The 10,543-nt window shown below is 75.4% G+C and carries 9 protein-coding genes; 8 read left to right on the top strand and 1 reads right to left on the bottom strand.

Annotated features, from left to right (window positions below; genetic code table 11):
• The first annotated feature begins 157 nt into the window (after positions 1-157).
• The 3 genes from ACFY8W_RS25675 to ACFY8W_RS25665 all read left to right on the top strand — a co-directional run bounded on the left by ACFY8W_RS25675 (position 158) and on the right by ACFY8W_RS25665 (position 4,058).
• Complete coding sequence (locus ACFY8W_RS25675) at positions 158-1,750, top strand: hypothetical protein (RefSeq protein ID WP_391109517.1); 1,593 nt, start codon at positions 158-160, stop codon at positions 1,748-1,750.
• A gap of 618 nt (positions 1,751-2,368) precedes the next feature.
• Positions 2,369-2,578: a hypothetical protein gene (locus ACFY8W_RS25670; protein ID WP_391109514.1), complete on the top strand. Its 210-nt coding sequence runs from the start codon at positions 2,369-2,371 to the stop codon at positions 2,576-2,578.
• Between the two features lie 289 nt (positions 2,579-2,867).
• Positions 2,868-4,058: an acyl-CoA dehydrogenase family protein gene (locus ACFY8W_RS25665; RefSeq protein WP_391109511.1), complete on the top strand. Its 1,191-nt coding sequence runs from the start codon at positions 2,868-2,870 to the stop codon at positions 4,056-4,058.
• A gap of 19 nt (positions 4,059-4,077) precedes the next feature.
• On the opposite strand, the gene ACFY8W_RS25660 is transcribed toward ACFY8W_RS25665, so the two are convergent.
• On the bottom strand, positions 4,078-5,121 hold the full coding sequence (locus ACFY8W_RS25660) for a LuxR C-terminal-related transcriptional regulator (protein WP_391109508.1): 1,044 nt from the start codon (positions 5,119-5,121) through the stop codon (positions 4,078-4,080).
• 129 nt (positions 5,122-5,250) lie between these two features.
• On the opposite strand from ACFY8W_RS25660, the gene ACFY8W_RS25655 reads away from it, so the two are divergent.
• From ACFY8W_RS25655 to ACFY8W_RS25635, 5 genes are all read left to right on the top strand, one after another.
• On the top strand, positions 5,251-5,562 hold the full coding sequence (locus ACFY8W_RS25655; protein WP_391109505.1) for a hypothetical protein: 312 nt from the start codon (positions 5,251-5,253) through the stop codon (positions 5,560-5,562).
• Positions 5,563-5,592: 30 nt separating this feature from the next.
• Positions 5,593-6,867, top strand: a complete 1,275-nt coding sequence (locus ACFY8W_RS25650) for a hypothetical protein (protein ID WP_391109502.1) — start codon at positions 5,593-5,595, stop codon at positions 6,865-6,867.
• A gap of 18 nt (positions 6,868-6,885) precedes the next feature.
• Entirely contained in the window at positions 6,886-7,338 is a 453-nt protein-coding gene (locus tag ACFY8W_RS25645) for a hypothetical protein (RefSeq protein ID WP_391109499.1), read from the top strand.
• A gap of 66 nt (positions 7,339-7,404) precedes the next feature.
• Complete coding sequence (locus tag ACFY8W_RS25640) at positions 7,405-8,334, top strand: oxygenase MpaB family protein (RefSeq protein ID WP_391109496.1); 930 nt, start codon at positions 7,405-7,407, stop codon at positions 8,332-8,334.
• A complete protein-coding gene (locus ACFY8W_RS25635; protein ID WP_391109493.1) occupies positions 8,310-10,490 on the top strand; it encodes a tetratricopeptide repeat protein in 2,181 nt (726 codons plus the stop codon). The genes ACFY8W_RS25640 and ACFY8W_RS25635 overlap by 25 nt, the downstream gene beginning before the upstream one ends.
• Positions 10,491-10,543: the final 53 nt, after the last annotated feature.

Genomic DNA, 10,543 nt, shown 5'->3' with positions numbered 1-10,543 from the left:
GGGCTGGGTGGGGGTCGGCTCCGCCCCCCCCCCCGGCGCGGCCCCCTGGCGCGGCTCTGGGTCACGCTCCCGCGACCACCCTCACCGCCCCCGCCCCCGCCCCCCCCCCCGGCCCCCCCCCCCCGGGACCGGGACCGCGATCGGGACCGGCGCCGGGATGCGCTACCGCCTCCTGGAGACCGTCGCCGAGTACGCCGCGCGCCGGCTCGACGAGGCCGGCGACCGTGATGCCACCGAACGCCGGCACCTGACCCACTACCGGGAGGTCGCCCGGCTCAGCGATCCCGAACTCCGCGGCCCGCGCCAGGAGTCCGCCATGCTCCGCCTGGAGACCGAGCACGACAACGTGCGCGGCGCGCTGCGGACCGCCGTGCGGCTGCGGGCCGAGCAGGACGCGCTGTGCCTCGTACACGCCATGAGCTGGTTCTGGCAGCTGCGCAACCACCAGTACGACGCCCTCACCTGGGCGCGGGAGGCGGTCGCGCTGGGACCCGACCCGTTCGCGGAGCCCGTAAGGGCCGCCGGGCCGTTCGAGGGCCGGTGCGGCGACGTGCCGCCGCCGTGGTCGGGGGAGCGGCTGTGGGAGGCGCGGCGCGGTGGCCGTCTGCTCGCGCTCGCGACGGAGGGCGGCGGCGGGGCCACCGCCCTGGAGCAGGACGAGGCCCGCGTCCGGCTCGAGGCCGTCATCTCCGCGTACCGTCCCGGCCTCCCGCAGAACACCCGCCACCCCGGCACCATGTGGTTCTTCGCCCAGCTGATGACGGGACGGTTCGCCGGCCTCGACGAGACGCTGGCCGCGCTGGTCGCCGCCGCCCGCGAGCAGGGCGACGGCTGGGACCTCGCCTTCTCGCTGCTGCTGCGCGCCAAGTTGCTCGGAGGGCAGGAACGGGACGCGGAGGAGGCGCTCGCCCGCTTCGAGGCGACGGGGGACTCGTGGGGCATCGCCGAGTCGCTGGCGGCTCGCGGCGAGACCTACGAGCGGGCCGGCCGGACCGCGGAGGCCGCGGCGGACTTCGCGCGGGCCATGGACGCCGTCGCCCGCCTCGGGGCCCGCTCCCAGGTCCCCGTGTTCAAGGCGCTGCTGGCGGCGGTCCGGCTCCGTATGCCGGACGTGGCGGAGGACCCGGTGGCGCGGGCCGCCACCGAGCGGATGCTCGTCGACGCCGCCGAGGAGTCCGGCGCGTCGGGCGTCGAGGCCGTGAGCACCGCCCGCCTGCTGCTCGCCCAGCACTACGGGAACACCGGCAGGACCGCTCCCGCCCGCGAGCAACTGCGGCTCATGCGAGCGGACTTCAGCGAGCTGACGCCCGGCCTCTTCCACGGCATGCTCGACGGCCTCGGCGGCTGGCTCGACTGCCTGGACGGCGCGTTCGACGCCGCGGACGCCCGACTCGCGGGTGCGGTGAGGGAGATGGAGACCCTGGCGTTCCTGGTCGCGCCCTATCTCGTCGTCACCCAGCTCGCCACCGCCGCGTGGGCCCGCGCCGGGTCCGGCGCCGCCGAGGAGGGCGCGCGCCTGCTCGGCGCGTACGACGCCCATCGCGGCGGCCCGGGCGGCGCGGGCATCCGCCCGCTCACCGCCCGCACCGAGGCCGCCGTCCGCGCCCACGCCGGACGCGCCGTGCGCGCCGCCCTCGCCCCGGCGACCTTCGCCGCCCACTACGACGAGGGCCGTGCGCTCACCCTCCACGAGGCCGCGGCGCTCGTACGGGACCGCCCGGCCGGCCGGGCTACGCCTCCCGCGACGTGAGCCGCTCCCGCGCCTCCGCCGGGTCCTCCGGCGCCGGGGCGTCGTGCTGGGCCGAGACGGTGGCGCCGGCAGCCGGCGAAGTCGATCGACCGGCGGTCGACGCCGCGCTCCTCGACCAGGCGGCGGCGGAGCTCCCGTACGGCTCCGGCCTCACAGCCGGCCACGCGTACGGTTCGCCGTCCGGAAGGCCCGTGGCCGCCCGTACCGCGTCCACCGGGGAGGGCCTGCCGGCCGCGTGCAGTCAGGGCACGGTCAGGTCGCCCGGGCTCGGCAGCGGCTGCTCCTCGGGCGTCTGGGCGGGCGAGCGAGGCGCCGGTGAGCGAGGGGGTCGCCGAGGGTGACCCGGCCCATCCGCGGGCGACCGGCCGGACGGCGTCGGCCCCCACCCGCGGAGGGGGAGAGGATCCGGGAGGGGCGGCGGGGAAGGCGGGAAGGGCATGACGGGGCTCCCCTTCGGCGAGGTTCCGCGACGGCGGGCCGCCAGCCTCCCGGCCGTCCTCGACGCGGTGCCGGCGCGCCGCCGGCGCGGTCCCGGGGGGCGCCGGCACCGCCCGGATGCGGGACCGGGAGCCGGACACGAGAATGGCGAGTGCCACCCGCAGAACACGAGGAGGCGGCATGAACGGTGACACCGAAAAGACGTCCCGGGGGGCCCGGGGGGACTTCCCGACGCCCGACAGGCTGCTGCATGCCGGGTCGGAGGGAGAATTCTCGGCCGAGGACGTGTGCCTCGCCTCGGGCCGTGACCTGACTCCGAAGAACCTGGCCTGGGCGGAGCGCCGCATGGCGGAGAAGGGGCGGGCCTCGCTCGACGAACTGCTCCCCTGACCGGACGGGGAACTCGGCGGGCGGCTCCCTGACCCGGCGGCCGCTCGGCAGAGCGGCCGCTCGTCCGCAGGTCACGGAGCGTCCGCGCGGAACCGCCCGCCGTCCCGCACGTCGCGCCCGCAGCTGCGCGCCGCGCCTTGGCCCTGCCCTTCCCGCCCCGTGCGCTGTGTCCCCTCTCCCTCTCCGTCCTGCCCCTGCGCCTCCGGCCCGCGCACGGGCCTTCCGCATTTATGGAACACGTTCTACCGTGGCGCCCCACCGCGCGGAGCACCGAGCCACGGGAGACGCCATGCACCTCGAGTACACGCCCGCCCAGCACCGCCTGCGCGCCGAGCTGCGTGCCTACTTCGCCGAACTGGTGCCCGAGGACGTCCACTCCCGCTACGCCGACCCGGCCGCCCAGAAGCGCTTCTACCGGGAGACCGTGCGCCGACTCGGTGCCGACGGCTGGCTGGGCGTCGGCTGGCCCACGGAGTACGGCGGGCGCGGGCTCACGCCCATGGAGCAGTTCATCTTCTTCGACGAGGCCGCCCAGGCCGGCGTCCCGCTGCCGCTGATGGCGCTGAACACCGTCGGCCCGACGATCATGCAGTTCGGCACCGACGAGCAGAAGGCGTACTTCCTGCCGAAGATCCTCTCCGGCGAGATCGACTTCGCGATCGGCTACAGCGAGCCCGACGCCGGCACCGACCTCGCGGCCCTGAAGACCCGCGCGGTCCGCGAGGGCGACGAGACGACGGGCCACTACACCGTCAACGGCCAGAAGATCTGGACGACCAACGGCGACACGGCCGACTGGGTCTGGCTCGCCGTCCGCACCGACCCGGCCGCGCCGCCGCACAAGGGCATCACCATGCTCCTCGTGCCGACGACGGATCCCGGCTACTCCTGCACCATCATCAACACCCTCGCCTCGCACGACACCACGGCGAGCTACTACGAGAACGTCCGCGTGCCCTGCTCACGCCGGGTCGGCGGCGAGAACAAGGGCTGGCGGCTGATCACCAACCAGCTCAACCACGAACGCGTCACCCTCGCCGCCCACGGCACCATGGCCATCCGCGCCCTCCACGACGTCCAGCGCTGGGCCGCCGACACCAAGCTCGCCGACGGCCGCCGCGTCCTCGACCTCGCCTGGGTCCGGCGCTCGCTCGCCCGCACCCACACGCGCCTGGACGCGATGAAGCTGCTCAACTGGCAGATGGTGAACGCGGTCCAGAACGGCACCCTCACGCCCCAGGACGCCTCCGCCGTCAAGGTCTACGGCTCCGAGGCCCGCCGTGACGCCTACGCCTGGCTCATGGAGATCACCGGCTCCGCCGGAGCCCTCAAGGAGGGCTCCGCGGGAGCCGTCCTCCACGGCGAACTCGAACGCGGCTACCGCTCGGCCGTCATCTTCACCTTCGGCGGCGGCAACAACGAGATCCAGCGCGAGATCATCTCCTGGATCGGCCTCGGCATGCCGAGGGTCCGCCGCTAGAGTACGTCCCTCCCAGGGGTCACGTCCCCAGCGCCCGTGCCAGCAACGCGCGGCGGCTGTGCGTGGACGTCTTCGCGAAGACGGACTTCAGGTGGTCCTGGACCGTGTGCTCCGAAAGGAACAGGGAGTCCGCCAGGGCGTGGCTGTCGGCGCCCTCCGCGAGGAGCGCGAGGAGTTCGGTCTCGCGGGCGCTGAGGCCGTGCGCGCGGGCGAAGAGGTCGAGGCGTTCGGCGGGGGTCGTCTCCTCGATGGTGACGGCGATCCGGCGTTCCGTGGCCGGCTCCTCGTCGCCGATGCGCGCCGCCCGCAGGGTCAGCCACAGGCCGTCGGGCAGCGGGACCCGGGCGTGCGGCGGATGGGCGTCCACACCGGCCTCGCGGGCCAGGAGCTGGGCGGCCACGTTGTACGCGGCGGCCGGGACCGGTGCGCGGCCCTCCTCCGGCGGGATGAGGCGGGCGAGATAGGCGTCCGAGTCAGGGGTCCGGCCGTGGACCCGGAGGTCCGGCGCGAGGAGCAGCACCAGCGGGCCCGGCCGTACCGCGCCCGGTGGCCTCGCCGTGAACGTCGCTGCCTGGCCCGCGCGCAGTGCCGAGGCGACCGGCCCGGCGATGCGGTCCAGGAGACCCAGCTCGGCGGGCCCGAACTCCGCCCCGTACCGCCACAGGTCGAGGAAGCCCCAGCAGCCGTGCCGGTCCCGGAACACGGCCGACGCCAGGTCCCGTACGCCCAGCGGACGCAGCGCCTCCGCCCACATCGGGCCCCGCTTCCCCGGTTCGTACCCGCTCAGTGCGGCGGCCCGGGACAGCGTCGTCCAGCGGTTCGCCGGAGTGAGGTACTTGAGCCGGACGATCCTCGGCAGATCGGACAGGTCCGGGATCCGCGCCACCGGCGCGCAGCCCACCTCGGTCGCCGGATCGGTCAGCAGGAACGCGAAGGCGTCGAAGCCGAGCACGTCACGCAACTCCCGCAGCACCCGCGCCCGCAGCTCCCGGGAGTCGCCACCGGCCGTACAGAGCCGGGCGATCCGCTCGTACGAGCGGGCGTACACGGTGGGCGAGGACATGGAGCGGAGCGTACGGGCCGGAACCCCAGGGATCTGGGATGTCGCCGCCGCGCCGCCCCGCCCCACCCTGGGAACACGGAGCAGGAGGCGGAACGGACCCGTCGCCCGCACGACCCGTCAGGAGGAGCCGTGATCACCCTCCACATCGAGCACCCCGTCACCGACTACGCCGTGTGGAAGCGCGCCTTCGACCGCTTCGCCGGCGCCCGCGCCGATGCCGGCGTGCTGCGGCACACCGTCCGCCGGCCCGTGGACGACCCCGCCTACGTCGTCGTCGACCTCGGCTTCGCCGAAACCGGGCAGGCCGAGCGATTCCTGCGCTTCCTCACGACCACGGTCTGGGCACGACCGGCCGATTCGCCCGCCCTCGCCGGCCGCCCGCGCACCCGCGTCCTCACGGTCGAGGAGGACATGCGGCAGACTGGCGCGGTTCGATCATGAGCCTTCGCCATCATCCGAGGAGCCGTGCCCTTGAGCATCACCATCCCAGGACAGATAGACATCGCGGGACCGGTGGGCAAACTGCTCCACCGGCGCCCGCTCCACAACACCACCGTCATGCAGTCCTTCGCCGTCGACCCGGTCACCGGCGACGTGTTCGTGCTCCAGATCATGGACGGCGGTCTCCGGCTCGCCGACGAGGCCGCCGCCCTCGACTACCCGACCCGCAAGGCGCACGGCGACCTGTGCCTCACCCGCCTCGACCAGGCCGGCACGATCCGCGGCCACATGTACCTGCGCGGCTTCGGGCACGGCGTCAACCTCGGTGTGGAGAACCGCGCCGGGCAGGTCTGGCTGTGGACCGAGGCCGCGTCCACGCCCAACAGCAAGAACGAGGGTTACGGCACCGCCGTGATCAGCTTCTCCTACGCCGACGGCGACGTCGTCGACTCCGGCACCGCGCGCCACACCCCGGCCTACACCCCGGATCCCGCGGCCCGCTTCATCACGCCCACCGTCGACCACGGCGCGAACGAGCTCGTCCTGCGCTACAGCCTCGGCGGCGTGACGACCTTCGCCCGGTACGACCTGGCCAGGGCGACGGCGGGCGACTGGCAGGTCATCCAGCGGATCACCCCGGCCATCCCCGCCGCCGGCACCGACTTCCAGGGCTACGCGTCCCACGCCGGCGTGCTCTACACGCTGAAGGGCCAGAGCCTGGACGCGGCGCCGCTCCCCGGCAACACGTACATCACCGCGTTCGAGTGGGCCACCGGAGCCCAGCTCGACCACCAGCACATCACCGCGGGCCCCGGCCTGGCCTGGCGCGAGGCCGAGGGCATGGCCGTCTCCGTCCGCGACGGCGTCCCGCACCTGCACTTCGGCTTCGCCTGCGAGGACCCCGGCCCGCGCACCTGCACCGTCCTCTCCCTGTCCGGCGCGCCCGAGACGGACGGCGTCAAGGTCCTCACCGACTGGCAGCCGCTCGTCCTCGCCGCCGGGGTGACGGCCTACCAGCACGCCCCGCAGGGACGGCTCGTCAGCCTCGCCGGCACGACCACCCTCCAGCTCGGCGGCGGCGTCCAGGGCCCCTTCACCGCCGACACGGTCATCGGCACCCTGCCCGACTCCCTCGTCCCCAGCGTCACCGCCCGCGCCACCGTGCCGGTCGGCGGCCCGCCCGGCGGCCCCGCCGTCGCCCGCGTCGAGGTCGGCACCGACCGCGCGGTCAGGCTCTACGGCGGACGCTCCACCGCGCCCCTCGCCTGGGCCCAGCTCGACAACTTCACCGCCGCCTGGCGCTAGCCACACCCAAGGAGTCCCATGTCGTACGACCGCCGCGGCGTCCTCGGCGCCGCCCTCGCCCTGCCCGCCGCCCTTACCGTCGGCACCCTCGCCGCCACCCCGGCCGCCGCCGACCCGGGCACCGTCGACGCCGGTGCCTGGACCCCGCTCGTCCTGGAGTCCGGGATCACGCCGAACGCGGCCGCCGTCCCCGAGGTGCGGCTCGTCACCCTCGCCGGCACCACGTTCCTCCAGGCCCGTGGCCTGATCACCTGCAACCTCGTCGCCGACACCAAGATCGGGCGGCTCCCGGACGGCTTCGCCCTGCCCGCGACGTACGTGCGCGCCGCCGCGCCCCGCAACAACAGCCAGGGCATCAACGCCTGCCGCTTCGAGATCAACCCGGCCGGCTCGGTGACGGTCTTCGGCGCCAACACCGGCAATCCGATCACCTGGGTCCAGTTCGACTCGGTGCAGACGGTCTGGCGCTAGCGCGGACCGTGCTCGGGTGCGTGCCGACCCGTTCCCGTGAGCGCACGGCCGTCCTAGCCTGAAGCCATGGAACCCGGCCCGAGCACGCCGCCCGAACCCGACCCGGGGCTCTTCGGTCCCGGATCCGTCACCTGGCAGCTCCACGGCGACCCCGTCATGTGGATCGGCGGGGTGCGCGCCCTGTACCTCCAGGCGCTGCACCCCGCCGCCGTCCGCGGAGTCATGACCAACAGCGACTTCCGCAGGGACGCCTGGGGCCGCCTCATGCGCACCGCGAGCTTCGTCGGCACCCTCAGTTACGACACCACCCGGGCGGCCGAAGCCGCCGGCGCCCGGGTGCGCAAGATCCACCGGCTGCTCGGCGTCGACGACCCCGAGCTCCTCCTCTGGGTCCACTGCGCCGAGATCGACTCGTACCTCCACGTCGTCCGCCGCTCCGGCATCCCGCTGACCGACGCCCAGGCCGACCGCTACGTCGACGAACAGCGCACCTCCGCCCGGCTCGTCGGCCTCGACCCCGACGGGGTGCCGGGCAGCGCCGCCGCCCTCGCCCGCTACTTCGAGGAGATCCGCCCGGAGCTCGCCGCCGGGCAGGACGCCCGGACCGTGGACGACTTCCTGCGCAGGCCGCCCGTCCCGCCGGTTCTGCTGCCCGCGCGCGAGGTGATCTGGCGGCGCGTGTCCGCCCTCGCGTACGACTCCCTGCCTCCGTACGCCCACGAGCTGTACGGCCGGCCCGCGCCGCCCGCCGGGACCGTCACCCGGCGGCTCACCGCCACGGCCAATCTGCTGCGCTGCGTCCCGGACCGGCTCCGCTGGCGACTGCCCCCGCGCCACATCCTGCGCGCGATGGACCGGCTCGGCGCGGAGACCCGACCCGCGCCGTACAGTCTGCGCGCCGGGACAGCCATACTGGACGGGCCGGGGAGGGAGCGGCACCACGACGGGGCAAACGGGGGCGACAGCACGCGATGGCGGACACGGACACCAGGCTGATCCAGGGCCGGTACCGGCTGCACGAGGTGATCGGCCGCGGCGGCATGGGCGAGGTGTGGCGGGCCACCGACGAATCGCTCGGCCGGCGCGTCGCCGTCAAGTGCCTCCGGCCGCTCGGCCAGCAGCGCAGCCCCGACAACCTCGCCGTGCTCCGCGAACGCTTCCGCCGCGAGGCCCGGGTCGCCGCCGCGCTCCAGCACCGCGGCATCACCGTCGTGCACGACTTCGGCGAGTCCGACGGTGTCCTCTTCCTCGTCATGGAACTCCTCGAAGGGCGCAACCTCAGCCAGCTGCTCGGCGACAACCGCAAGCAGCCGCTCCCCGTCGACCAGGTCGTCGACATCGCCGAACAGGTCGCCGACGCCCTCGCCTACACCCACCGCCAGGGCGTGGTGCACCGCGACCTCAAGCCCGCGAACATCGTGCGGCTCGGCGAGGGCGGCACCGTGAAGATCTGCGACTTCGGGATAGCGCGACTCGGCGCCGACATCGGCTTCACCTCCCGGCTCACCGGCACCGGCATCGCCATGGGCACCCCGCACTACATGAGCCCCGAGCAGATCGGCGGCGGCGAGGTCGACCACCGCAGCGACCTGTACTCGCTGGGCTGCGTCCTCTACGAGATCGCCACCGGCGTGCCGCCCTTCGACCTGGACGACACCTGGGCCATCCTCATCGGCCACCGCGACACCGTGCCCGCGCCGCTGCGCAGCCACCGGGCCGAACTCCCCGGCTACCTGGACCTCCTGGTCCTCGACCTGCTCGCCAAGACCCCCGACGGCCGGCCGGACGACGCGGCCGAGCTCCGGGACCGGCTCGCCTCCGGCCGCACCAGCGGCGCCTGGACCCTGCCGCCACCGGCGCCGCCAGCGCTGCCCGCCTGGGCCGCCGCCCTGGGCCGGGGCCGCCCGGCCGCCACGACGCTCGCCGGGCGGGCCGCTCCCGTGCAGGAGGCGACCGCCGCCCTGACCGAGGCGCTGACCGTCACGTGGACGTCCGGCGTGCCCGCCGGCCCGGCGGCCGACCGCGCGCACCCGGACGGCCGTTCGTCCCCGGCCGTCGCGGGCCCGCACGCGGAACTCGTCGCCGTCCTCGCCGGACGTCACCGCGCCGGGCTCGGTCTCGGCCGGCTCGACCGCTGGCAGGAGGCCGCCGACCTGCTCCGTACCGTCGTACGGGACCGGGCCCGCGTCCTCGGCGCCGACCACCCCGACACCCTCGCCAGCGGCTACGAACTCGGCTTCGCCCTCGCCCGGCTCGGCCGCCCCGCGGAGGCCCTGCGCCAGTTCGGCGAGGTGGCCGAGGGCCGGGCCCGGGCGCTGGGCACCGACCACCCCGACACCCTCGCCGCCCGCCAGGAGACCGCCTACGTCCTGGGCGGCCTCGGCCGGCACGCCGAGGCCTGCGGCGTGTACGAGACGGTGCTCGCCGCCCGGGAACGCACCACGGGCCCCGAGCACCCGGACACCCTGCGCTGCCGCCACAACCTGGCGCACACCCTCGGCCGGATCGGCCGGCTGCCCGAGGCGTACGCGACGGCCCGCGAGGTCGCCGACGCCCGCGCCCGGCTGCTCGGCGCGCACCATCCGGACACCCTGGCCACCCGCCACGAGGTCGGCCACGCGCTCGGCCTGCTCGGCCGCTGGTCGGACGCGCTCACCCAGTACCGCGAGGTCGCCGAGGCCCGCGCCGGCGTCCTCGGCCAGGACCATCCCGACACCCTCGCCGCGCGCTACGAGGCCGGGATCTGCCTCGGCCGGCTGGGCCGCGCCGAGCAGGCCGCCGCCCTCTACCGCGAGCTCGTCGCCGCCCGCACCCGGGCCGCCGGACCCGAGGACCCGGAGACCCTGCGGGCCCGCCACGGCCTGGGCGTGAACCTGGGACGGCTCGGCCGCTGGGACGAGGCGCTGGCCGAGGCCCGCGAGGTGTGCGCCGCGCGCCTCCGAGTGCTGGGCCCCGACCACGCCGACACGCTCGCCAGCCGCCGCGAGGCCGCCATCGCGCTCGGCTGGCTGGGCCGCTGGGCGGAGGCCCTCGACGAACACCGCCACGTCACCGAGACCCGTACCCGCCTCCTCGGCCCCGACCACCCGGACACCCGCGCGGCCCGCGCCGACGAGGCCCACTGCAGGGAGCGGCTGCGCGCCGCCCCGTAGCCCGGGAACCGCACGCTCCCGGCGCCGGCGGCCCGGGTCGCCGGCAACACCCG

This window comes from Streptomyces sp. NPDC012637 (assembly GCF_042954805.1).
Taxonomy (GTDB): domain Bacteria; phylum Actinomycetota; class Actinomycetes; order Streptomycetales; family Streptomycetaceae; genus Streptomyces.
Note: the sequence above shows the minus strand (reverse complement) of the source record. Positions and strands in the feature narration are given on the sequence as shown.

Bases quoted from the DNA above. Each gene is read 5' to 3' on its own strand.
- ACFY8W_RS25675 (WP_391109517.1), top strand. From the start codon at position 158: ATGCGCTACCGCCTCCTGGAGACCGTCGCCGAGTACGCCGCGCGCCGG.
- ACFY8W_RS25645 (WP_391109499.1), top strand. From the start codon at position 6,886: ATGTCGTACGACCGCCGCGGCGTCCTCGGCGCCGCCCTCGCCCTGCCC.
- ACFY8W_RS25665 (WP_391109511.1), top strand. From the start codon at position 2,868: ATGCACCTCGAGTACACGCCCGCCCAGCACCGCCTGCGCGCCGAGCTG.
- ACFY8W_RS25635 (WP_391109493.1), top strand. From the start codon at position 8,310: ATGGCGGACACGGACACCAGGCTGATCCAGGGCCGGTACCGGCTGCAC.
- ACFY8W_RS25670 (WP_391109514.1), top strand. From the start codon at position 2,369: ATGAACGGTGACACCGAAAAGACGTCCCGGGGGGCCCGGGGGGACTTC.
- ACFY8W_RS25660 (WP_391109508.1), bottom strand. From the start codon at position 5,121: ATGTCCTCGCCCACCGTGTACGCCCGCTCGTACGAGCGGATCGCCCGG.
- ACFY8W_RS25640 (WP_391109496.1), top strand. From the start codon at position 7,405: ATGGAACCCGGCCCGAGCACGCCGCCCGAACCCGACCCGGGGCTCTTC.